This window comes from Stieleria bergensis (assembly GCA_007745635.1).
Lineage (GTDB): Bacteria > Planctomycetota > Planctomycetia > Pirellulales > Pirellulaceae > Stieleria > Stieleria bergensis.
Map to the genome: position 1 here is coordinate 3,145,363 of CP036272.1, position 23,945 is coordinate 3,169,307.

At 55.4% G+C, this 23,945-nt stretch carries 12 protein-coding genes and 1 pseudogene; 3 read left to right on the forward strand and 10 right to left on the reverse strand.

Translation table 11 applies throughout. From position 1 onward, the window contains the following. Positions 1-116: 116 nt before the first annotated feature. The 3 genes and pseudogenes from SV7mr_RS10835 to SV7mr_RS10845 form a co-directional block, all read left to right on the forward strand. Complete coding sequence (locus SV7mr_RS10835) at positions 117-476, forward strand: VOC family protein (RefSeq protein ID WP_145271871.1); 360 nt, start codon at positions 117-119, stop codon at positions 474-476. A gap of 161 nt (positions 477-637) precedes the next feature. Further along, entirely contained in the window at positions 638-1,879 is a 1,242-nt protein-coding gene (locus tag SV7mr_RS10840; RefSeq protein WP_419188388.1) for a sialate O-acetylesterase, read from the forward strand. Positions 1,880-2,222: 343 nt separating this feature from the next. Continuing rightward, positions 2,223-3,310 (forward strand): annotated as a pseudogene (locus SV7mr_RS10845) (IS3 family transposase); the annotation flags it as partial. A 1,229-nt stretch (positions 3,311-4,539) separates the two neighbouring features. On the opposite strand, the gene SV7mr_RS10850 reads toward SV7mr_RS10845, so the two are convergent. The 10 genes from SV7mr_RS10850 to SV7mr_RS10895 form a co-directional block, all read right to left on the reverse strand. Next, the gene (locus SV7mr_RS10850) at positions 4,540-6,438 is read right to left on the reverse strand and encodes a DUF1549 and DUF1553 domain-containing protein (protein ID WP_145271873.1); all 1,899 of its coding nucleotides are present in this window, start codon (positions 6,436-6,438) and stop codon (positions 4,540-4,542) included. Further along, on the reverse strand, positions 6,435-7,826 hold the full coding sequence (locus SV7mr_RS10855) for a DUF1501 domain-containing protein (protein ID WP_145278318.1): 1,392 nt from the start codon (positions 7,824-7,826) through the stop codon (positions 6,435-6,437). Before SV7mr_RS10855 ends, SV7mr_RS10850 begins: the two co-directional genes overlap by 4 nt. Before the next feature lie 1,519 nt (positions 7,827-9,345). After that, a complete protein-coding gene (locus tag SV7mr_RS10860) occupies positions 9,346-12,375 on the reverse strand; it encodes a TlpA family protein disulfide reductase (protein ID WP_145271875.1) in 3,030 nt (1,009 codons plus the stop codon). Then, positions 12,372-13,457 (reverse strand): prenyltransferase/squalene oxidase repeat-containing protein, encoded by a 1,086-nt coding sequence (locus tag SV7mr_RS10865; RefSeq protein WP_419188465.1) that lies wholly within the window; start codon positions 13,455-13,457, stop codon positions 12,372-12,374. The genes SV7mr_RS10860 and SV7mr_RS10865 overlap by 4 nt, the downstream gene beginning before the upstream one ends. After that, on the reverse strand, positions 13,450-14,268 hold the full coding sequence (locus SV7mr_RS10870) for a hypothetical protein (protein WP_145271879.1): 819 nt from the start codon (positions 14,266-14,268) through the stop codon (positions 13,450-13,452). The genes SV7mr_RS10865 and SV7mr_RS10870 overlap by 8 nt, the downstream gene beginning before the upstream one ends. Further along, positions 14,265-15,248, reverse strand: a complete 984-nt coding sequence (locus SV7mr_RS10875) for a hypothetical protein (protein ID WP_145271881.1) — start codon at positions 15,246-15,248, stop codon at positions 14,265-14,267. Before SV7mr_RS10875 ends, SV7mr_RS10870 begins: the two co-directional genes overlap by 4 nt. Continuing rightward, entirely contained in the window at positions 15,248-18,541 is a 3,294-nt protein-coding gene (locus SV7mr_RS10880; RefSeq protein ID WP_145271883.1) for an ICP22 family protein, read from the reverse strand. The genes SV7mr_RS10875 and SV7mr_RS10880 overlap by 1 nt, the downstream gene beginning before the upstream one ends. Continuing rightward, the gene (locus SV7mr_RS10885) at positions 18,538-20,859 is read right to left on the reverse strand and encodes a vWA domain-containing protein (protein WP_145271885.1); all 2,322 of its coding nucleotides are present in this window, start codon (positions 20,857-20,859) and stop codon (positions 18,538-18,540) included. Before SV7mr_RS10885 ends, SV7mr_RS10880 begins: the two co-directional genes overlap by 4 nt. Next, positions 20,856-22,943, reverse strand: a complete 2,088-nt coding sequence (locus tag SV7mr_RS10890; RefSeq protein WP_145271887.1) for a BatA domain-containing protein — start codon at positions 22,941-22,943, stop codon at positions 20,856-20,858. Before SV7mr_RS10890 ends, SV7mr_RS10885 begins: the two co-directional genes overlap by 4 nt. Then, positions 22,940-23,941, reverse strand: coding sequence for a DUF58 domain-containing protein (locus SV7mr_RS10895; protein WP_145271889.1), 1,002 nt, complete (start codon positions 23,939-23,941; stop codon positions 22,940-22,942). Before SV7mr_RS10895 ends, SV7mr_RS10890 begins: the two co-directional genes overlap by 4 nt. Positions 23,942-23,945 lie beyond the last annotated feature (4 nt).

The following is a 23,945-nucleotide window of genomic DNA, read 5'->3' on the forward strand; positions in this document are numbered from 1 at the left end:
ATTTTGCTGGCCAAAAAAACAATCCCGACAAAGGACACGCCGCCACATCACCCTGGCACCGCGCACTAGAAGGCCGTGCCCACTCCTCGCACTAGCACAACCCACGGGGACATCGCATGTTTCAGGGAATGACGCTCGTCATCGCCGTTCGGGACTTACAGCTTTCAAGTCGCTATTACCAGGATCAGCTGGGATTTCAAACTCGGGAGATCGAAGACCCCGGCTGGCGATGCTTCGAACGCGATCACGTGGCGATCATGGCTGGCGAGTGTCCTGATGCAATGCCGGCCGCCGAGCTGGGGGACCATTCCTTCATTGCGTCCATCAGGGTGGACGACGCCAAGGCACTCTACACCGAGCTGACCGAAAAACAGGTGACCATCGTCAAGCAGCTTTGTGACGAGTCATGGGGGATGAGAGAGTTCGGTATCCAGACGATTGATGGCCATCGCATCATGTTCGCTCAGTCGATTTGATCCAGCCTGACTTGGAAGATGAAAGCTCTGGCATCTGGCCGTAACAGCGCACGCAGGGATCCGGTTGCATCCCCAGCCTTTGCGGTAGGATTGCGTTTATAATACCGACTGATGGAGACAGCCGGTCTCTCGATTTACCTCATCATATTTAGGAACGTTTGATGAAAGCTCACCTAATGTCTGTTCGATTTCGCGATTGCTTGATGGCAGGCTTTGTTGCCGTTGCAGTGTTGTTGGGAGGTGCCGTTGCCAGCGACGCCAAAGAACCGCTGAAAGTTTTCATCTTGACCGGTCAGTCCAACATGCAAGGGCATGCCCATGTTCGAACCATGGATGTGATGGCATTGGATCCAGTGACGGCGCCTCTCCTGAAGGATCTGCGTCAAGAGGATGGTACGCCCAAAGTCAGCGAACGCGTTTGGATCTCGTCACTTGGTAGTTCCCAGGAAGAAAAAGTCGGTCGGCTGACCGAAGGCTACGGAGCCGAACCCGGGGGATCAAAGATCGGTCCCGAGTTGACGTTTGGCATTTATCTGGAAAAGCTGCTTGACGAGCCGGTGTTGATTATCAAAACCGCCTGGGGTGGCAAGAGCATCAATACGGATTTTCGCTCACCCAGTGCTGGCGATTACCCCTTCAATGAACAGCAGCTTGAAAATTTTAAAAAGCAAGGCAAGGACCTCGACGAGATCACCGCCAGCAAGAAAGCAGCGACCGGCCATTATTACCGCCTGATGCTGCAACATGTCAAGCAAGTGCTATCCGACATTCAACGTGTGTATCCAGACTATGACGCCGAAGCGGGCTATGAACTGGCTGGCTTGGTCTGGTTCCAAGGCTGGAATGATATGGTGGACCGTGGAACGTATCCGACGCGTGAACAACCGGGTGGGTACGATGCTTACAGCGAGGTCCTGGCACACTTTGTGCGAGATGTGCGAAAAGATTTGGGCGTTCCCAAATTGCCCTTCGTGATCGGAGTGATGGGAGCCGGGGGGCCGATCAAGCTGTACACGAAGGAAAAGATGCGTTACGCCGGCGTGCATCAGAATTTTCGTGACGCGATGGCCGCACCGGCGAAACTCCCGGAATTCAAAGGCACTGTGACTGCCGTGCTGACGGAGAACTACTGGGACAACGAATTAGGCTCGCTCCGCGAACGCGAAAAAGATCTGAAGATGGCCGTGGAGTCGCTGCGTGATCAAGCCAAGGAAGGCAAGCTGTCGCGTGCTGAAGCGGACGTGGAGATCGAGGCATTGTACGCCGATGAGTTCAACGAAGACGAATTGAAATTGCTTCGAAACGGTGCGTCGAATGCAGAGTATCACTACTGGGGCTCCGCCAAGGTCATGACACAAATCGGTAAGGCATTCGCAGAAGCCATGCACGAAATGATCAAGTAGCACTCAGCGGAGGGAATGTCCCATTAAACGCAGCCGTTCGGCCCGGTTTTTTGGTCGCGGAGTAATGCGTGCCGAAGCCATGGTTCGTCGTACAAAGCACGCAATGTTCAACGTCCCGATAAAGGAACGCTAATCAACACTCATCACCGCTAATTAATTAGTGAGGATTAGTTCTCATTAGCGTTCTCCCTTTCCATCTCCAGCGATAGTCTCGATTCCCGATTGAGGCCGCGTTCCATCCGTCCGAGTTGCGTTGGTCGTGCAATGCACGTGGCGTGCTCCCCAAAAACTAATCCATCTGTTATGAAGGTTTACCGGCCGAGCCGGCCAAAGGAGACTTTTTATGACTAAGAAACGCAAACGACGGAAACCCGAGCAGATCGTGAAGGCGATTCAAGAAGGCGATGCGATGATGGCGGCGGGCAAGACAGAGGCCGAGGTGTTTCAAACGCTTGAAATCAGCGTAACGACCTGGGAGCGTTGGAAGAAACTGTATGGCGGAATGAAGTCGGATGAAGCAAAACGACTTCGTGAGCTTGAAGTCGAGAATCAACGACTCAAAGAGCTTCTCGCCGAGGCCGAGCTAGACAAGAAGATCCTCAAGATGGCCGCAGAGGGAAACTTCTGAGCCCGACGCGACGACGTGAGGCTGTTGCAAAGGCTCAGAAATCCTTTGCAGTGTCAGAACGTCGGGCATGCAAAACGCTTGGCCAACCGCGGAGTACTCATCGGTACCAAGCGAAATCCAAGAGCGACGAAGAGCGATTGCTTCGCCGCATTTACGAACTGGTTCGAGAATTCCCCCGCTACGGCTACCGGATGATCACGCGGATGTTACGCCGCGAAGGATGGACAGTGAATTACAAACGAATCTATCGGCTTTGGAAACGAGAAGGTCTTCGAGTGCCACGAAGAAAGGCGAAGAAACGCAGGCTTGGAAGCGTTTCAGGAGGGATCTGCCGTCGCCGCGCCGAACGCATCAATCACGTTTGGTCGATTGACTTTATCTTTGATCGAACAATCAATGGGCGGTCAGTGAAGATCCTTTCGTTGATCGATGAGTACTCACGAGAATGCATCGCCTTGGAGGTCTCACGCCGGTTCACCGGCGATGACTTGGTTGCCCTTCTAGTGGATGTGTTTGCAATTCGAGGCATTCCGGCATTTATCCGAAGTGACAACGGACCAGAGTTCATCAGTCGCCGCGTCCGCGATTTCCTTGGACGCATTGATGTCGGCACATCGTTCATTGAACCAGGTAGCCCCTGGGAGAACGGCTATGTCGAGAGCTTCCACAGCCGGTTTCGTGACGAGTGTTTGTCCTGCGAAGCGTTCAGCACGCTTGCCGAAGCGCAACAGGTAATCGGGCAATGGAGATCGACGTACAACCATCGACGTCCCCACAGCTCGCTGAGCGGGCTTACTCCTGCGGAGTTCGCGACCCGTTGTGCCGCTTCAACTCCAGTCGCTGCGCTCCTTACGTCGAAGCGGCACAACGAATGTGATTCAGTAACCCAATCCCTACCTTCATAACCCTGGACCAAGTTTCGGGGGCATTCCACACGCAATGTTCGTGGTCCCGCAAAAGGAACGCTCATCGGCACTGATCAACGCTAATTGATTCGTGAGGATTAGCGTTTATTAGCGTTCTCCCTTTCCATCTCTATCTCCAACGATAGCCTCCATTCGCGATTGAGGCCGCGTACCCGCCCCTCCGAGCTGCGTTCGTCGTACAAAGGATTGCAATGTTCGTGGTCCCGAAAAAGGAACGCTCATCGGCACTGATCAACGCTAATTGATTAGTGAGGATTAGTTCTCATTAGCGTTCTCCCTTTCCATCTCCAGCGATAGCCTCTATTCCCGATTGAGGCCGCTGACTTGCCCCTCCGAACTGCGTTCGTCGTACAAAGGACGCAATGTTCGTGGTCCCGCAAAAGGAACGCTAATCGGCACTGATCAACGCTAATTGATTCGTGCTGATTAGCGTTTATTAGCGTTCTCCCTTTCCATCCCCAGCGATAGCCACTATTCCCGATTGAGGCCGCGTACCAGCCCCTCCGAGCCGCGTTCGTCGTACAACGGATTGCAATGTTCGTGGTCCCGAGAAAGGAACGCTAATCAACACTCATCACCGCTAATTAATTAGTGAGGATTAGTTCTCATTAGCGTTCTCCCATTCCATCTCCAGCGATAGCCTCCATTCGCGATAGAGGCCGCGTACCAGCCCCCTTGAGCTGCGTTCGTCGTGCAAAGGATTGCAATGTTCGTGGTCCCGAAAAAGGAACGCTCATCGGCACTGATCAACGCTAATTGATTAGTGCTGATTAGCGTTTATTAGCGTTCTCCCTTTCCCTCTCTATCTCCTGCGATAGCGTTCATTCCCGATTGAGGAGGATTGCAATGTTCGTGGTCCCGAAAAAGGAACGCTCATCGGCACTGATTAACGCTAATTTATTAGCGTTTATTAGCGTTTATTAGCGTTTATTAGCGTTTATTAGCGTTCTCCCTTTCCATCTCCTGCGATAGCCTCCATTCCCGATAGAGGCCGCGTACCAGCCTGTCCGAGCTGCGTTCGTCGTGCCTCGGTGAATGTTGGCGCGACCGCCCAAGCAACTGATGACTCCACTCAATCGAACGACATCGATTCGGCACGGAACACATCAGTCCAGATACAAGAACTCATTGGAGCTAAACAGGGCTCGGCATAGCTCAGAGAGTTCTCCCGTTTGTTCTACGAAAGCGGTTGCAGCCTGCAGTTCTGTGTCGCTCGGGTACCGAGAGTACAATCTCAGGTACAACTCCTGCACCTGTTGTGTTTCACTGTCGTGCTGTGCTGAGACGCCTTTTGCCATTTGCCTTGACACCTGCATCACAAAATCGGAATTCAACAGTGTCAGGGCTTGAATCGCAGTCGTTGATTCAACGCGACAGGCACAGGACTGGTTGGCGGCGGGGCGATCAAATGTCGCAAAGAAGGGATAACGCAGGTTTCGGCGGGCAAACAAATAGATGCTGCGACGAGCGTGTGTGTTGGGATCGGGGTTCGTTTTCCACTGCCCTGATTTCAGCGTCTTGATCAGTTCAGTGGGGAGGGCTGGCATGATGCCCGGTCCACCCATTTCCCGGTTGAGCGTCTCGCTGGCTGCCAGCATGCCATCGCGGATCTGTTCCGCAGTCAATCGTCGGCGCGGGAATCGTACCAGTGTTTCGTTGTTTGGGTCGGAGACGAGGCTTTGCTGCCACTGTTTCAAGGACGCCTGCTGCTGCGGTTGGCTGCCAATGGTTTGGTAGACGCTGGAGAGTAAAATCTGACGCTGGAGTGCTTTCAGGCTCCAGTCATTGGCAATCAGTTCGCTGGCCAGAAAGTCCAAGAGTTGCGGATGAGTCGGTGTGTCACCGATCAGCCCGAGATCTTCCGGAGTGCTAGTGAGTCCCTTTCCAAAGTGATACTGCCACAAGCGGTTGGCGACCACGCGGGCGGTCAATGGTTGAGCCTCAGAGGTCAACCACCGCGCCAGCTGCTGTCGTGGTTCCGTCTGATCATTGACGAGGGCGGCGTTTGCGTTTAGCACTCGTGGGAACGCCGGAGCGACCCTGGGTCCGCGGCGGCGGAAGTCACCGCGATTCATCAAGTGCGTGGGGACCTTCGTCTGGGGTGGACTGAAAACGGTGACGGACTGGTTCTTCTTTAGTTGGACGGCGTCTTCAAAGAATGCGCGCAGTCGATAGAAGTCGGCCTGGCTAATGGCGTCGTATTTGTGATCATGACATTGTGCACAGCCAATCTGCAGACCCAGAAAGACCGCGCCAACCGACGAGGTGATCTCATTCATCAACACATGCCGCCGTTCCTCGGTCAGGTTAATGTCTGGCATGTCGGGACCCGACAGGCAGAACGCGGTTCCCAACGCGGCGTCCAGTGCTGTCCCGCTTGCGGGCTTTAGCAGGTCGCCCGCGATCTGGAACTGGACGAACTGGTCGTAGGGTAAATCCTGATTCAAGGCCTGCACCACCCAGTCGCGATATTTCCAGGCCTGTGGACGGATCTTGTCATGTTCGTAGCCATCGGTTTCGGCAAACCTTGCCAGGTCTAGCCATGGCTGTGCCCAGCGTTGGCCGTATTGGGGTGAGGCCAGCAAACGGTCCACATACGCTTCTTGGGCTCCTGGACGGTCGTCATCAAGGAACGCCTGCAGGTCCCGAGGGCTCGGAGGAATGCCGATCAGATCCCAGCTAACACGTCGTGCCCAGACACGCCTTGTGGTGATTGGTAACGGTTGAAGTCCCTTCGCTTCAAGATGTTTTAGGACATAGCGATCAATCGGTGTTCTGGCCCACCGACGATGCTTGACGGCGGGAACAGACGGCCGCTGCAGAGGAAGGTAGGACCAATGATCTCGGTCAAAGTCATTGATGGGTTGTTCTTGAATCGAGTCGTGTGTCCCCGGGGTGGGACCGTCCGAAATGCCGACCAAGGTTCCCAGAGTGACGACCAATGCGAGTGAGAGCGAGAGTCGAATGAACATCGCGGCAGCGCTGGCGGGTTGTTTGGTGGTCACGTGAGCAAGCCCTCCACGAAGTCTACTTCGGCCGGGCCGGTCAAACGCTGGTCGAGTCCATTCTGGCTGTACGTTAGCTCGTGATGATCCAGACCCATCAAATGCAGCAGCGTGGCGTGGAACTGGTTGACGTGAACCTTATCCACTGCGGCGCGCAAACCAATTTCATCTGTTTCCCCATAACTGCGCCCGCCGGTTACGCTCGCTCCAGCCATCCAGCCGCTATATCCCCAAGGGTTGTGATCACGCCCGGTCCCCTGCTCGCTCATAGGCATCCTGCCAAATTCCCCGCACCACACCACCAGCGTGTCTTCAAGAAGACCGCGCTGTTTCAGGTCCTTGAGTAGCGCGGCGACGGGCTGGTCGGTCCTGGCACAGTATTCGCCATGATTCTTCAGAACATCTTTGTGCGCGTCCCAGCCATTGGTATCACCGGAATAAACCTGCACCATCCGGACGCCACGCTCGATCATTCGCCGAGCCAGCAGGCAGCGTTGTCCAAAGTCCTTGGTCTTTGGTTGATCAACGCCGTACATTTCCAACGTGGCCTGAGTTTCATTCGACAAGTCAACCATCTCTGGGGCAGCGGACTGCATGCGGAAGGCCAGCTCATAGGACTGCATGCGAGCAGCGAGTTCATCGTCATCGCCGCGTGTGGCAAGGTGATTGCGATTGAGCTGCTGAACAAAGTCCAATGTCCTGCGCTGTTGTGTCGCTGCGATTCCCGGAGGTGTTTGCAGGTTCAAGATTGGGTTTGGGCCCGGACGCATCGCGGTGCCCTGATAGGCAGCTGGCAGATAGCCGTTGCCCCAGGCCGAGGGGCCGCCCTTTAAGCCGCCGCCGGGATCGGGCAAGACGACAAAGGCTGGCATGTTTTCGTTTTCGCTGCCCAAGCCATAGGAGATCCAGCTCCCAAAGCTGGGATGCCCCATCAAAATACTGCCGGTATTCATCTGATACACAGACTGCGGATGATTGACGCTGTCACCATGCAGCGAACGAATCACACACAAATCATCAGCGAGTTCACCGATGCGCGGCAAAAAGTCGCTGATCATCAGTCCACTCTCGCCGCGCGGACGAAAGGGTTTGATTGGACCTAGCAACGGATTGGCAGCCACTTTGCGGCGGGTCATCACATTGCCAAAACTCTCCGGCAACCGCTGGCCGGCGTACTTGACGAGGTCAGGCTTGTGATCAAAGAGATCCACTTGGCTGGGACCGCCATGCATGAACAGCCAGATCAACCGCTTCGCGCGGGGGGCAAAATGAGGTCTGCGGTGGGTCTCGGCGAAGCCCCGATCCAGACCTGACAGCGCCATCGCGGTCGCCGCCCCAGATGCGCTGGAGAGAAAGTCACGTCGCCTAAGTGGTGATCGCCGCCCCATGATCTTCGCCGGTGAAAAGGATCGAATCAGTTGTCGGACATGGGGCTCGGTAGTATCGAACCCGTCTTTTGTCGCGGTGTTGTCCGTTGAACCAAACCGTGGCAAACGCCGAAACGGCTGGTGTCTGCCATTAGTCGCAGGCCGTGAGGCCCAGTTTGTAAACGCGTCGCTGCGCGTGCCAAAGCCATGGATCGTCGTACAAAGCACGCAATGTTCGTGGTCCCAAAAAAGGAACACTCATCGGCACTGATCCACGCTAATTGATTAGTGCTGATTAGCGTTTATTAGCGTTCTCCCATTCCATTCCATCTCAAGCAATAGCCGTCATTCCCGTTTGAGGCCGCGTACCCGCTCCTCCATCGTACAAAGGTCGCAATGTTCAACGTCCCAAAGAAGGAACGCTAATCAACACTCATCACCGCTAATTAATTAGTGAGGATTAGTTTTCATTAGCGTTCTCCCTTTCCATCTCCAGCGATCGCCGTCATTCCCATTTGAGGCCGCGTTCTTGCCCGTCTGAGCTGCTTCGTCGTACAAAGGATTGCAATGTTCGTGGTCCCGAAAAAGGAACGCTAATCGGCACTGATCAACGCTAATTGATTAGTGAGGATTAGTGCTCATTAGCGTTCTCCCTTTCCATCTCCAGCGATAGCCGCCATTCGCGATTGAGGCCGCTGACCAGCCCCTCCGAGCTGCGTTCGTCGTACAAAGGATTGCAATGTTCGTGGTCCCAAAAACGGAACGCTAATCAACACTCATCACCGCTAATTAATTAGTGAGGATTAGTTCTCATTAGCGTTCTCCCTTTCCATCTCCAGCGATAGCCGCCATTCGCGATTGAGGCCGCTGACCAGCCCCTCCGAGCTGCGTTCGTCGTGCAAAGGATTGCAATGTTCGTGGTCCCAAAGAAGGAACGCTAATCAACACTCATCACCGCTAATTAATTAGTGAGGATTAGTTCTCATTAGCGTTCTCCCTTTCCATCTCCAGCGATAGCCGCCATTCGCGATTGAGGCCGCTGACCAGTCCCTCCGAGCTGCGTTCGTCGTGCAAAGGATTGCAATGTTCGTGGTCCCGAAAAAGGAACGCTAATCGGCACTGATCAACGCTAATTGATTCGTGAGGATTAGTGCTCATTAGCGTTCTCCCTTTCCATCCCCAGCGATAGCCTCCATTCCCGATTGAGGCCGCGTACCAGCCCCTCCGAACTGCGATCGTCGTACAAAGCACGCAATGTTCGTGGTCCCAAAAACGGAACACTCATCGGCACTGATCCACGCTATTTGATTAGTGCTGATTAGTGCTTATTAGCGTTCTCCCATTCCATTCCATTCCATTCCATTCCATTCCATTCCATTCCATTCCATTCCATTCCATTCCATCTCAAGCAATAGCCGTCATTCCCGTTTGAGGCCGCGATCTTGCCCGTCCGAGACGCTTCGTTGTGTCTCGGTGAATGCCGACGCTAGCGGCAAAACGGCTGATGGGGATGACGGTCGGTCGATCTTGAGCCTTCAGGTTACAGGTCTTCGGCACCCAGGGCGTCACTGATCGCAGCGCTCAGGACTTCGCCGAGGTTCCCTTTGGCACCGACAAAGACATTCTGCACGACTCCGTCGGGATCGATGACCACGGTTTGTGGAATGGCGTTGGCTTCGTAGCGTGCTGCGGCCACTCCATCGCGATCCATGGCGACTTCGGGTTCAATGCCCATGCGTTTGAGCGCTTCCTGGATTTGGTCCGATGTTTCTTGCAGGTTCACAGCCACCAGTTGCACACTGTCGGGATCAAAGCCCTGAACGGTGTTTTCGATCACGGGCATGGCTTGAATACAGGGGCCGCACCAGGTGGCCCAGAAATCGAGCACGAGTACCTTGCCGCGGTATTTTGCAATCGTGAACTCCTCTCCGTCCAGCATCTTGAGTTTTACTTCCGGAGCCTCTTTGCCGACCAGTGCGGACTGCATGCTGTCGCCGCCGTCGGACTCTGGCAAGATAATGTCATTCGCATTCTTGAGTTGCCATTTGGCGTATTGACCATTGGCGCCAATGTCCGCAGGCACCAGGCCGATCAACAATTCGTCTACGGATTCAAGGTCGACGGCTGCTTTGCCCAGCACAGCATTATTGCCTTTGATCATGCTGCCCTGAACCACCGAGGGTTGGACTGCGATGTGGTAGCGACCGCCAGACTTGCCAATCACTCGCAGTGGATGATGATCGGCCACGGAGGAAGCCTCTGGTTCATTCTCGTCGTCTTCGACTTGCGGCGTGTCCAACCAAATCACTTGCGCCAGCACCTTACGATCCAGCGTCAGGGTTTCGAAGCCCGCTTGAACGACGACGTTTGCCTCGTCGATCGACAGCAATCGACAACGCAACAGGTCGCCGTTGGTTGCGATCAGCAAATGCGTTGGGGGATCACGCTTATTTCGGCGGGGGACGGTCAAAAATCGCTCGAGCGCGACGCCGTCGATTTTGACTTTTGCTTCGTAACCGGACAGCACGATCGCTCGGATTTCGTCCGAGTGGACATCTTTCTTTTCTGACTCTTTGGAGTCAAACAAGAAGTGCTTTTCGGCATACTTGTTGGGTTCGATTTCAACGCTTTCGCCGGTCTTCAAATACAACAGCGAGGGAGAATCGGGGACGGAGCTCTCCGTCACGGTCGGCGGAGTTGGTCCGCCTGACATTCGCAGCAATCCGCTGAGCAGATTGATTGGGTTGGCAGCGCGAGGCCGTTGCGCGACCGGTCTGGACGCCTGTGATTCGGTGGGTTTGGGCATTGCGGCGCGAAGGAATCTCATCTTGCCTTCGAAGGAGTCTGCCAGAGCGACCTGGGCGGCATCATTCGGCTTAAACCACAGCGGGTGACCGGCGTTGTCCGCAGGGGTTTCGATAAAGACACCGGAGAGTTTGCCGGTTTCGAATTCCAGATTGCCAGCACGGCCTTCCTCGGGAGTTTCGGTCTTGGCTTTGGCGTTGATGCAAGACAGACGCAGCAGTTGCGCGATCTTGATCTCCACCGGTTCGGCAACAAAATCGCTTTTTAGGATCAGCGATTGGTCGGTCGTTTGCACCACCTGACCAGACCATAACGAGCCCATGGTCGTGAACACGTTGAAGCGCCGAGCCGTGTTTTGGTCGTCGTCGTCCGTGTCGGCGTTTGGGGTAGCGGCGATCTGCTTGGGAGCGATCTCGATAACGTTGGACAGAGACACCGAGACCTCTTCTTCGCCGGTTTTGACGGTCACGCTTTGCCCGTCAACGGAAACAATTTGTCCCTCGACGATCTCTTTATCCGCTTTGTAGATTCGATCTTGATCGGTGTTATCGGTTGAATCGACAGCAAAGTAGGGCCGCACGAATAGAGAGTGAATTCGCAGCTTTCCGCTGTAGTTGGTAAAGCGAACAGAGCGGCGGTCGGCCAGTTTGGTCTCGCCAACCGAAGGCATGTCAAAGACTTTGCCGGTCGTCAAGTTGATCAATTTGGCCTCGCCCTTGGATTGATCGAGATGGATCAAAAAATGCAAACGGCCATTAAAGGAATCAATGTCGCCGAGCTTGATCAGGCTTAGGCTTTCCTCCAGTTCCAGGACGAGGACTAACTGCTCGTTGAAGACCGACAGGCAGAACGTCCCTTGCAGCGCGTCGATCGGAGTCTTCTCGGTGGTCCCCAGTTCGATCACAAAATCGGTGTCAGGAGCGAATTCGACTTCAAGTTCAACACTGGATCGAGTGTGAAGAACGTCATCCCGACGAATCGCTGTGTTGGATTTCTGGGACGTCAGGACACCGGTTGAATCGTCCCAACGTGGCTCGTTGTCTTCCGGTTTGGGCTCAGGCTGTTTCTGATTCGGTGCCTGTCCCGCTGCGCGGATGGCAACGGCGGCATTCCGCAGTTGCACTTTTTGGATCTGTGCTTCTTGAGCCAACTCCATCGCTTTCTTGACCTCGATCCAGCGGTCCAGGTGGTCTGGGCCCCGATAGATCGAGTTCTCTTTTCCATTGGTCAGTGGATAAATCCGTGAGACCTGATCGCGGGCGAGGGTCAGTACGCCACAGTCGGCGGTTTCAATCTCAATCGATTCATCGCTGATGGCGGACAATGTTCCGACGCAGCGTTCACGACTGTGCAGTTCGATGGCGACGGTTTGTTCGGGATAGTTCTCGATTTGCTTGGTGGGAACGGCCAAGCTGCGAACCGAATTGATGTCGAAGACGATCGGGGACACGAACCGCGAGTTTTTCCAGACCAGTTGTCCGGTTTCGCTGGGCAGCAATTGGCCCTCGATCCATTGATCGGAAATCAACGCCAGTTTGCCAGCGATGTGCTGTGGAGTGGTGGTCTGGGGCTGGGTTGCCTCAGTTGCTAAGTCGGCTGGCTGGCGGTTGCGCGAGAATGGATTGGATGCATCCCCCTCTTGCGCTCGGGCGTGCATTGCCATGCTGGTGACGAACAATGCTAACGCCAAGGGCGCCACCATGATCTGCGCAACGGTGGGATTCCAACTGCGTCGACGATTAGGGGAGACTGTAGCTGTTTTCATCGTTCATAAATGGGTAAGAAGCGATAGTTGAGCGCCAACCCCAGCAGGTTCAGGCAGGTGCCGACTTCGGGGCCGTTGCTGGCTTGAAAGCTGCCATTGGCTTTCTGAGTCGACTTCAGTTCGCGGACTAACCGTTCATTCCATTTCTTCCACGACTCCACGTCGCCATGGAACAAAGCTTGGGCTTCGTAATAACGCCCGTATTCGAGATAGCTGCCTGAGCTGGCGGAGCCCAGGTCACTGGTCAGTGCACCGAGTGTGGCATTAAATTGTTTGACGTCTTTGCGTCTTGCCAGTGCATAGACGAGGCAGGCGATCGATTGTCTCGGTACAGAGACGCCAAAACCGCCAACGCCAGAATAGGCGACCTGTCCGGAGTCACTGGTCATCGATTGAAAGTAAGTGATCGCGCGATCGATCGCTTCGTCGGGAACTTCGATACCGGCGTTACGAGCGGCCAGCAAGCCCACCAAGACTGCTCCACTGACTGAGGTGTCAGCGTCGGTGGCATCAGGACCGTAGCGCCAGCCACCGTGTTTGTTTTTCTTTTGCGAGGTAATGCTGGCTCGAACAGCCAGTTCCAATGCTTGGCCGACACTCCGTCGCTCGTCCGCGGGAACATCGCCACTTTCGCGCCACAGCGTGCGTTCATCAATAGCCCCGTAGACTTCCGAAAGCGCCAGCATTGCGAAGCCGTGGTTGTACATGCTGGTGTGGCTGGTTCGTCCACCCAGAATTCCCGTGGTCTTGTCTTGGTTCCTGACGATAAAGCGGACAGCTTTGCGGATCGCTCCGCTGTAGCGACCAAAGTTTGGGTCTTCACCGGAAGCCAAGAAGACCATGACCCCCATGCCAGAGACTCCGGCGCCGCCGTAGGTCCCTGATCCGAAACTGCCGTCTTCTTTTTGAATCGACAGCAAGTAATCGAGCCCCTTCTGGTAGACCTCGCGAACATCGCGAGGCACGGCTTCACCGATCTGAGCATTTGGCAGCTGAGCATCTGCAGGTGCCGCCAATAAGGTGACAAAGACACTAGCAAGGGCCAGCAAGCGAGCGTGTCGGGCGGGCAGTCGTTTATTCATCATCTTTCATCAGCCCCTGTGAGACCAGCATGTTCTTGTAGCCTTGATAGCGTTTGGCGTGCTTCTTGACCGCTGCTAATTCGTCACCTTCGAAAATTGCTTCCAGCGATTCATCTGGGACTCGGCTGAAAAAATAGCCCACGTAGTACAACGCATAGTTGCTTTTTGACGGACAGCGTGGCACGGCTTCATCGAGCAAGTTTGTCAGTTTGCCGTATTGATCCTGGGTCATCGGCACATCACGGCGAACCATGGCAAGCAACATGTGATTGATGGCGCGAGCGTCGGCGCGTTCTTGATCTTCGATGGCATGCTGAACCGCCGAGGATTGCTCTTCGCTTAGGTTTGCCAGGAATGCTTTATGAAACAGGCTGGTTTCACCAAACAAACCCTTTTCGAATTGCTGGGCGAGTGGTCTGGCAAGTTGATACGCTTGCGAGACGGCTTGGTTGTCAGAGGCGTCGATGGTTTTCAACACTTGGCGTCCATAGCGGACTTTTCGCATGAAGCGTTTGATGTCACCTTCTCCAGCGAGCCGCATGATGGCTTTTTGATCGTCGCTAAGCGGAGACATCGCGTTCAGGTAATCAAGCTGCAATTCCAAACGCTGCTCAATGGCTTTGTCGGCCGTCTTGCCATTGACGTTGCCCTGGAAGACCCAGCTGTCAAACTGAGTTTCCGAGAGTTGACGGCGAACGGCGACTTGGGCAGACGCCTGTGGGGCAGGCAGCACGGTCAGGAAGCCGAACGCTAGCAGGCAGGCACTGACCACAAGATGCGGTCCCTTGCCCTGAGGGCGATGCGTGGTCATTTGGCGATCCATTTTTTACCTTGGTAGTTCATCGTGACAGTCTGCATCTGCGAGGAAAAAATGACTCGCGAGGACCGGCTTAATGCTTCACGCTGAGTCTTCGAAAGAACCGACTCCGTCACGTCATCGGGCAGTTGTGGCAGATAGCGAGGGTTCTGCACATACACTTGGACGTTGACTAAATCCGTATCAAGATCCGCTTTTTTAATGTTGTCGATCAGCTTTTGACGCTGCTCTTTGGTCAGCGGGATGTGTCGCTGATACAGCATGGCATAGGTCTGGGCTAGAGCCTGCTTTTCGGCGTCTTCACGTGCCTTGGCTTCTTTGCTGTAGGCCTGGAACTGTTCTTTGTCCAAGGCTTCTTTGGCATAGGCCAAGGCATCCTTGCGAATGCGTTCGAAAGGGTTGGCGTACAAGCGAATGCTGTTCGGTCCGTACATCACAATCCGCTTGCCCGGGATCGCACGATTCCGAGGCCCCACCATGTCGATCATTTCATCCCGAGCCTTCTTGGCCGCCTCGACCATCTTGTCCATCTGATCGGAGTTCGCTTGGCCGACCTGATGGATCAGACTCAGTTCGCGATTGATGTGCGGCGTCAGAAACGTGAGATCGACCTCTTTGGGATCCACTTTGACGGCCGGGCCAATCTTTGCAGGAGCAACCCTGGGCGGGCGGATGCCGAAGCCAAAAATGGCTCTGGCGACGTCCCGTCCAATGTCTTTTCCGATCTCGCCGGCTTGCTGCTGGGCAGCCTTGTCGACGTCCTTTTCCTGTTCGTCCCCATCAGCTTCGCCGTGTCCATCAGCTTCGCCGTGTCCATGAGCTTCGCCGGCAGCGGCATCAGCAGCCGCTGCCTGTGCGGCAGCCTGCGCCACCGCTGGCTGTGCGACGTCGACCTGTGCGATGACGTTCTGGGTAAAGACCAACAGCGCGAAGCTGGAGGTGAGGAACAATAATCGAAATCGTTGGCAGTTCATTATCCACCCAGTTGATTGAAGTACTTGTCCAAGCCGCTGCGGAACTCTTCGGGGTAGACGTTGCCCGTTTCACCTGTGGTTTGTGAGACGTCACGTGCTTCCTTGACTTCCTTGGCATTTCGGCCACTGCCCAAGAGGGCCAATGCCGCGTCAACGGTATTGCCTTCGCCGCCGCCGCCGGGGCTGTTGCCACCGCCTCCGCCGCCGTTGGGATTGATACGTTTGCTCTGCAAGAGCAGCTCAATGGCTTCGGTTTCAGCGGCAATCGCTGGCGAGCCGGTTTCGCCGCCGTACAGGATTTCGCCCGCTTCACGCATGACACCGTTGACCGCTGCCAGCAGCTTCATCTCTTTGCCAAAGTGCTTGTTCGCCTCAGGCAATTCTTGAATGCGATCGACGACATCAGCAATGCGTTTGGCCAGTTTATTCTGAACTTCCGAAAGCGACTCGGCTTCCTTCATGTGCTCTGCTTCTCTCAGCGCTGGACGTCCTTGTTCGGCAACACGTGTTTCATCACGCAAGGCGATTTCGCCTTCCAGGATCTGCAGGACTTCCAACACGATCGACGGTGGCAAACTTTCCGGTGAAGCTCCACCGGGGCATTGGCCGCTTTTAGCGGGATCGACCAGGTTTTCCGCCCAGCGGTCTAATGTGTCTGCCCAGTATTCGCACATGGCGACGGAGACACCTTGTTGGCTGACGATTTCCGACGAGAGGTCGTGGATCGCGGTCAGCACTTCTTCTTCACGCATTTCGTCAAGCGTGGTCTTGAAACGCGCGAACTTGCGACGTTGGTAGTACGCTTCCATGTCGTCCATGATGTAGGACACGGACAGAGAGCGACTGCCTTCGGCCTCACTCAGTTGCTTTAGGATGGTCTTGGACTTCTTGTTGACCTCAAGCTTGCTTTGACCGAAGGCCGGACGGATCTGGTCGGTCAGTTTTCCAGCGATCACGTTTTGCACGCGTGATTCGGCTTTTAAACGCTTGACCAATGTGCTGCCTTCAAGGTTAGCCAGGATAGCGTTGAGCTCCTCAGCGATCTTATCGAATTCAGCTAGCAGGTCTTTCTGTTCAGTAACCGCTTGGTCCAAGGCGTCTTCTTGGTTCTGTTGCTGCTGTTGTTCCTCTGGTTTGCCATTACCGATAATGGTTGTTCCAGGTAGACGCAATGCAGAGTTCGATGGTTTCTTCGGTGGTCCCGGTTCAGCAGGATCGTCATCATCTTTGGGTGCCAAGGCGCTGGATTCGACATCCGCCAAGGTTGGGGCGGCACGAGGTTCGGGGCCTTCGCCTTCGGTTTCCGATGGCTTGCCAGATCCGTTGGCGCGGACTTGGCCTGCATTGGGTGCCGGAGGCTTGGCAGGGCTTTTGCCGGCGACCGCCTGTGGGTCAGCTTCGCTGGGTTTGCCAGAACCCTGTGAGGGGGCGTTGGAGCTGTCTTCCAGGAGCTCCGCGACGCTGGGCATGCGGTTGTCGGACAGGTCCTTCAGGATTTGCAGCATCTGTGCCCAGTCTTCCAAGTGACCCACGCCAATCTCGGGGTTGCGGGCAGCAGCTTTGACCAGGTCTTCACCGAGCTGGTTGAGGCGATCGAGCCGCCGTCCGTTCGCTTCTTCTGCATCGGCCTGCCGAGCCAACTCGCGACGCGATTCTTCGGTCGCCAGCTCTTCGCGGCTCTTGTCTCGCAGCTCCTTGTTGGCTTCGTGCAATTGGCGTTCACGGTCGCGAACATCCAGTGCTTGTTGATGCCATTTGCTTAACTGCTGAGTCATCCAGATGGCATGTTGATCAGGCGACAAAACATACAAGGTGTACGGTGCGCTGTAAGAACGTTTGCGTCCGGGCATGTAGTCTTCGGCCCATACAAACAGCTCCAAAGCTTGTGGCTGGATGCCAAGACGCTCCGCACAGAATGTGCCTTTTGCGTCGAGTTCCATTTCCTTGGGCCCGCCGGCGGTCAAGATTTTTTCGCCGTTGGCAAGTTTTTCAACCGTGGGGTGTGGGATGCCGCGCCACATGATCCCAGCCTTCTTGACACCGAAGTCATCTGAAACACCGACCGTGAACTTCACGACTTCTGAGTTCAGTAGCACCATTTGGCGTCGCAAACCGTCGACTAAAACGGTCGGTGCGTTGTCATCGGTGGAATCAATTGACAATTCAAACGGGGACTTGCCAGTCAATCCATACTGATCACGCCATTGGAATTTAAGTGTCCTAGAATCGTCCAGTGTCAGGGGAGCTGCGCTAAGTTCGGCACCCGATGGCGTGGTGGGCTCGTCATTGACGCGTCCCAAACTGAGTGCTCGGTTTGCAGCGGCGGTCACGGTGGCACTGCTGCCACGGACTAAAGTGACGCGGCCTGCACGTGAATCGACGGACAGAGCATCGGGCCGTTGCAGGTATTCAGGAAGCCGAACGTCAGCGATCACGGATTCCAGTTCCGGACGGAACATTGGGTTCAGGTCATGTCGCTGAGCCAAGTCACCGATGCGCAGTTTGACGTTTGTGGCGGTCAGTTGCGGCGGAATTTGGAAGCGATATTGATTGCCGTCGAGTTCGGCGATCAATGGATCATGGTTGGCAATCGATAGCTTGGCGGTTTCGGGGAGCCAAAGACTTTCGTTTGAGAGTTTGACCAACAACTCAGATTGCTCGCCGTGAGCAATCACGATCTCTTGATCGATGGGGTTGATTCGAGTGAATGTGTAGCGAGGAGTGTCGCTCCAAGGTGAAACCAATCGTGCCAGCGAGTTAAACGCCGCTTGCGGATACAGCAAGCTAACGGTGACGGAGGCCAAAACAACGACGGTGGCCATGACGGCGAAGGAGCGATGCCGCGAATCCGGCGTGGCGACACGAAAATCTTGATCCGCACAGTCCGCTGCTACCTGATCCATCGCCGCCTGACACAGTGCGATCGAACGCTGTTGTTCGGTCTCGTTGTCAGCCAGTTCGATCACACCCAGCAGACGATCGCCGATCGACGGCAGTTTGCCGGACAACAATCGTGCCAATGCGTGCAGGCCGCGAAAACCGGCCAGCCAACGAACCAGGAAGTACGGCACGGCCGCAAACGATGCCAGTGCGACGACCAAGAATCCAGCGCGGATGATGGCCGGCGCGTCTGTCCAGCGTTCCCAGGCGTAAACGATCAGGAACATCAATCCTAAGGTCAACAGGATCAATGAGACGGTTTCAATCCCCTTGATCCACCAGACGCGATTACGAAACGCGATCAGCTGTCCTTTTAAAGAATCCGGAACCGAGAGTGCGGATTTAGTTTTCATATCAGTCCTGCCCCTTTGCGTGCGATCCAAAACAGGCCCAGCAGTCCAACCAAGACGGCAAAGGTGATCGGGTGTGACCACAGTGCCACCCGTCGCACCGTTGGTGGCGGGTCTGGCATGGCGTTTAGTTGCTGGATAATTTCAGGTAACTGGTTAAAAGAAATGACGCTCCCTTGCGTCATCCTTGCGAGCTCCTCGAGGACTTCTGGCCGAGCCGGTTGTCCTATCTTTTCCAACGACTCACCTTGAATGAACAACGAGGTGTCCAAGGTTTGTCCCGTCTCTTTGCAGAACAGTTGCAACTTGTGTTGCCCCGGTTCCTTGGAGGTAAATCGACCTGAAAATGCACCCCACTGACCTCCGCTCGATTGCAAACGGACCGTTTCCAAACGATTCGAAGGGGAGGTGATTCTTAGGACAACCGTTCCCTTGCTTAATGGTTCGCCACTGATTTCCATGACATTCGCGTCAAAGGAAACGGTTTGGCGGACTCGTGGACGTTCCGGCGAATAATACATCCGCATGGTTTCGCCTTGAGCCATGTTGCGGCGATAAGCCATCCAGCGAACGACTTGTCCCCAAAAACGATAATGGTACTTGTCTTCGACACCCTTCCGCCAACGCCAAGCCCCATCGGTGCCCATGAACAGCACTTTGCCGGAGCCAAACGTTCGTGTCACTAGCAGTGGAATTCGACCATATTGATTGCTCGCTTCCTGGTGCACCGCCAACGTCTCGGTTCCATTTTTAGCGGAGGTGACCGGTGCGTACCACTGGAATCCGGGCAAGTTGCCCCAGACGGCCAGATTTTCGTCGGCGGTATCGGCAAGCTTTGTCAGCAGACTACGGCGACCCATCTCGGTCAATTCAAAGTGTTGTGCGGTTCGAGATCCCCAGCCTCCGAGCTGCGTGTCGTCCAGATTGACTGGCATAAGTTCCGCAAGCTTCGTTTCCAATAGCGTAAACTGCCTACCTTCCCAGCCGGGCAGGAACACCAGGCCGCTGGCTTGGTCCTGAACCAAGCCGTGCAGCAAGTCGCATTGTTCAATGGTCAGCTGATTGTCATCCAGTCCCACGTCACCGAGGAAAACGACATCGTATTCGGCAAGTTCTTCTTTGGTCGCTGGAAACGAACTGATGTAGTCTTTGTTGCCACCACCGCGTTTCTCCAAACCGGGATGGAACAGCAAGCAAGAAACCGTCACACCTGGATCGCGGGAAAGCGAGTTTCGTAGGTAGCGGTATTCCCAGCGCGGAAAGGATTCAACGATCAAGACTTTTAGCTTTTCTTCGCGAATCGAGATCGGTGCGGACGCCGTGTTGTTGTCTTGACGAATCTCCGAGGGATGATCGTCGACTGTTAATTTGAGCGATCGGTCACCGAGCAGATCGGGAGTCCATTCGAAGAAGTCCGCAGTGCGGCCCATTGCTGCGACACGGACTTGTTTTTCGATCGCTTGGCCGTCTTCGGTTTCCAGCACGACATTGGCCATGTGGTCACGTGGCAACGAGCTTTCAACGGTGAATGGGATCCGGACCTTTTTACTGGCGATCGCAAACGTTGGCACGTCAAAGCTGATCAATTCGATGTCGGGTAAACGCGTGTCGCTACCAACAGGCAAGGCAAAGATTGGCACGCCGGCGGCGCGAAGTTTTCCAGCGGCGTTGACGGGCGACCCGCCGACGTTCCAGTCGCCATCGGAAACCACGAACACGCCCAGCAGGTTCTCGTGTTGCTGAATCGTCTGGGAGATGGGGCCCGACAGATTGGTCCCGAACGCAGTGTCGGACTCGTCGTCGTCCGCTTCGGCAGCGGGCTGAGCCTGAGTGTTCAGTAGCGATGCCAAGCGGATCTGCGGCGTGTCGTTCCTGGCCGCGCTGGCTTGGTCATCGTTTGCGTCTGTGACAGTTTGAGGCCCAGAGAACGGTTCGATGATGACCTCGGCACGTTCTTTCAAGTCGTCCCAAGTCTGTTCGTTGATCAGCGCTTCGATGGCTTGTTTGCGACTGATGGTTTTCGATGGACCCGACGTCGCGGTGACGTCCTGTGTTGTCATGCTGTCTGAGTCGTCATACAGGACGGCGACCACTGGCTTGGTATTGGGACGGAACTGTTGAATCCATTCCGGGCCACCAAGCAAAATGACGGCAAGCAGAACGATCAGCATGCGCGTGCCTTCGAGCAACACCGTCGATCGGCGCCAGTTGGTGCGTTGACAGGCGATGAAGGACAGAATCGCTGTGGCCACCGCGATCAGGATCGCCATCACGGCAATCATCGGCGACCAGGCAAAGGAAATGTCGCTGTTCTCAATCATGCTGCTTTCTCCGTGCTGGTTGCTGATGAACCTGTAAACGCCATCCGTTGAGTCTTGGCTTCGACTCGCGGCAGGCACAGCAACGCTTCGCCAAACATGGCCAGCAGCATGCCGATCCAAAAGATGTGCCAAACCTCTTCGACCAGCGAACTGGTGTTGGCAGACTCGCTTTGATAACTCTCGAACGGGACGCCAGCAAAGAGGGCTCGCAATTCGTCGTCATCCAACGCTTCGGTTTTGGTCTCAGCCGCCGATCGGCTTACCGCGATCAGCCGTGGAGATTCCTCGTCACCGTACTGGTAGACGCCCGCGTCGAATGATTTCTCAGTCGAAAGACGTTCATCGGCGCTAAGTTTGGTCACCCAAGTCTCAGCCCGCTGACGGTCCACTTGTCCCGCGACCGCTGCGTTAGTGCTGCCCAATGACTCGGCACCATCGGCGAGAGCCCGCTGGAGCATGACGTACAAAACGATGCCGTTTGCCGCCAGCGTGGAGTCTTCTGCGCGTGTGGTCGTGCCGCAGAAATAGACGCCGCCACTTGGCGTGGCAACACGAGACAACAAAGGTGCATCATCCGAGAGCCGAGCCAACGTGGTTGCGTCACCGTTTACCGGGACATTGCGATAGATTTTTAGTTGGCCAATCGGCAGCGACGATCCAGAGAGCGTCGCCGCAAGCAGGTCACTGTCGCCACGCCAGGACGCGACATCGGGCTCGGGGGGAACGCTCCACTGAGTCCAAACGCACCCAAACAGACTGTCGGCAACGTCTTGTTCGGCAATTGTTGCAGTCGGAAAGAAAATCACCGTGCCACCACGCTGGACAAAAGCGTCCAGCGCAGCGGCGTCACTGTCGGATTCGAGGTCGCCCGAGGGTAATGGAGCGTGCCAAAGGACCAGGGACGTTTCATCCCAGCGGATCGCACCGATCTGTTGAGGCGTGATTTGCTCGACTGTGTTTTCAACAAAGGGGTTCGCGGAAACGCCGGCGGCCAGTTCCATCACCCGAGCGGCATCTTCGTCGGTGCTGATAATCACGGTTGCTTTTGCCGGCGGTTGACCAAAGGCAAAGTAATCGATGTTGTCCGAATCATTGCCGTCGGCAGGGATCGAAATGGAGCCGTAACCCTGTGTGACTTTCCCGGCGATCGGCAAGTGATAGTCAACGATTTGAGCGACACCACCTTGCAAAGTGACTTCCATCGATGAACGCGTGCCCAGCAAATTGATTGCCACTGGAACGGTCATCGCTTCTGTGGGCACTTCTTTTTCGCCGAACTGCTGCTCGGTCACCGTGAACGAGAGCGAAATGCCGCTCTCGTCTTTGCCGCGATCAACTTTGACTTCGTCCACAGTAATGAATCGGTTGTTGCCGGTGGCCTCTTTGGGCGGATGCAAGTAGCGGACCCGCACCCGGTGTCCCATCTCAGCGAGCGTTTGCTGCATGGTTTTCCAGCGGCCATCGGTTGGGTTCCAGTCAGAGCGATTGCCATCTGAACAAACCCACAGATCGACCTGGGCGAGTTGGTTGTCTTCGATATAGCGAACGGCTTCTTCAACCATGCCAGGCAGGTCAGCGGTTTTATCACTGGGGCCGATTTCAGCCTGCGTCAGGAGCAGTTTGGCATCGTCGACTTCGATAGCACCGGCGTGGTTGCTTTCTATCAGAGCAATTTTGCTCACGCCCGTGGTTTGCAGTGTTGCCGAGACTTGTTGCAAGCTGCGATCGAGCCATGTCACACCGTCGCCGACGCTCTTTTGCATCGATGGACTGCGGTCCAGAAGAATGATGGCGTTGGTGGATCGGGTTCCGAATAGAGTGCCGAGCATGGCGCCGCCCATGGAGCTATTCAACAAGGGCCGTCCGATGGCGAACACCAATGCCACAATGGCCAGTGCCCGCAAGGCAAGGATCAACCACTGGCGGATTTTCGCGTAACCGCGATTCATTCGGCTCGCGGCCAACAGAAACTGCATCGCCGCCCAAGGCGTGCTTTGGTAGCGACGTTGGTTGATCAGGTGAATGATGATCGGCAGGACCGCCAGCGGCAGCGCGAGGATCATCCAAGGCTGTAGAAAATTCATCGCACACCTCGTGAAGTCGCTCGGCGTGTGACGAAGTTCGTGAGCACATTTTGCACGCTCTGGTCGATCGTCACGCGATGATAGTCGCTGCCGCTTCGGGTGACGATGCGATCAAGGTCCGTCAGGTATTCGTTCATGGCTTGACGGTATTGGTGCGCGATTTCGCTCGGTTCGGCAAGCATTGCCGTGCCGCCTTCCATGTCCAGGAACCGCGTTGGACCTGAAAAGGCAAAATCCAATTCCATCGGATCCAAGAGGTGAAACAGTGACAAGTCGTGACGTCGGAACCGCAAGTGTTCGAAACAGCCCAGCAGTTCACTGGAGTCGACAAAGAAGTCCGAAATCACGATCACCAGCGCCGCTTGTGCGGTGGTTTCGGCCAATTGGTGCAGCACTGAAACCAAGTCCGTTTCGCCCTGCGGTTTGGCCTCGTTGAGCGTGTCAAACATCACACTTAGGTGAGCCGGATTCCGCCGCGGTGGTAAGTGTTGCACGATGCCATCGGCAACGCAGGAAAGGCCCACCGCGTCACCTTGTTGGGCGGCGATGTAGGCAATCGTTGCGGCGATTTGTTTCGCGTACTCTAGCTTGCTGAGCGTCACGCCCGGCCGAGGGACACGCAGCTTGGTGCTTGGTCCCGAGTCGTTGGATTTCTTACTGCCCTTCTTAGGGACCGTTCCGTAATCCATCGATCCGCTGGTGTCGACAACGATGCAACAGCGCAAATTGGTGTCCGCTTCGTACTCTTTGACGTAGTAGCGATCACTTCGTCCGTGAGCACGCCAGTCCAAACGACGGAGGTCATCGCCGGGGACGTACTTGCGGTATTCTGCGAACTCGACGCTTGAACCACGTGTGGGACTGGTGTGAATGCCAGAGACATTCCCGCGCATCGGGCGACGTGCCAGCAACGGCATGCCTCCTAGAGCGGCCAGAACTTTGGGGTCAAGGAAGTCGCGTGTGCCTTGTTCTGAAGGCGAGCTTGATGGGTTAAACATGCCG

What these genes read in the sequence shown, in the direction of transcription:
- SV7mr_RS10895 (WP_145271889.1), bottom strand. Translation starts at nt 23,941, where the DNA reads ATGTTTAACCCATCAAGCTCGCCTTCAGAACAAGGCACACGCGACTTC.
- SV7mr_RS10885 (WP_145271885.1), bottom strand. Translation starts at nt 20,859, where the DNA reads ATGATTGAGAACAGCGACATTTCCTTTGCCTGGTCGCCGATGATTGCC.
- SV7mr_RS10880 (WP_145271883.1), bottom strand. Translation starts at nt 18,541, where the DNA reads ATGAAAACTAAATCCGCACTCTCGGTTCCGGATTCTTTAAAAGGACAG.
- SV7mr_RS10855 (WP_145278318.1), bottom strand. Translation starts at nt 7,826, where the DNA reads ATGGGGCGGCGATCACCACTTAGGCGACGTGACTTTCTCTCCAGCGCA.
- SV7mr_RS10870 (WP_145271879.1), bottom strand. Translation starts at nt 14,268, where the DNA reads ATGACCACGCATCGCCCTCAGGGCAAGGGACCGCATCTTGTGGTCAGT.
- SV7mr_RS10835 (WP_145271871.1), top strand. Translation starts at nt 117, where the DNA reads ATGTTTCAGGGAATGACGCTCGTCATCGCCGTTCGGGACTTACAGCTT.
- SV7mr_RS10890 (WP_145271887.1), bottom strand. Translation starts at nt 22,943, where the DNA reads ATGAATTTTCTACAGCCTTGGATGATCCTCGCGCTGCCGCTGGCGGTC.
- SV7mr_RS10865 (WP_419188465.1), bottom strand. Translation starts at nt 13,457, where the DNA reads ATGAATAAACGACTGCCCGCCCGACACGCTCGCTTGCTGGCCCTTGCT.
- SV7mr_RS10840 (WP_419188388.1), top strand. Translation starts at nt 638, where the DNA reads ATGAAAGCTCACCTAATGTCTGTTCGATTTCGCGATTGCTTGATGGCA.
- SV7mr_RS10875 (WP_145271881.1), bottom strand. Translation starts at nt 15,248, where the DNA reads ATGAACTGCCAACGATTTCGATTATTGTTCCTCACCTCCAGCTTCGCG.
- SV7mr_RS10860 (WP_145271875.1), bottom strand. Translation starts at nt 12,375, where the DNA reads ATGAAAACAGCTACAGTCTCCCCTAATCGTCGACGCAGTTGGAATCCC.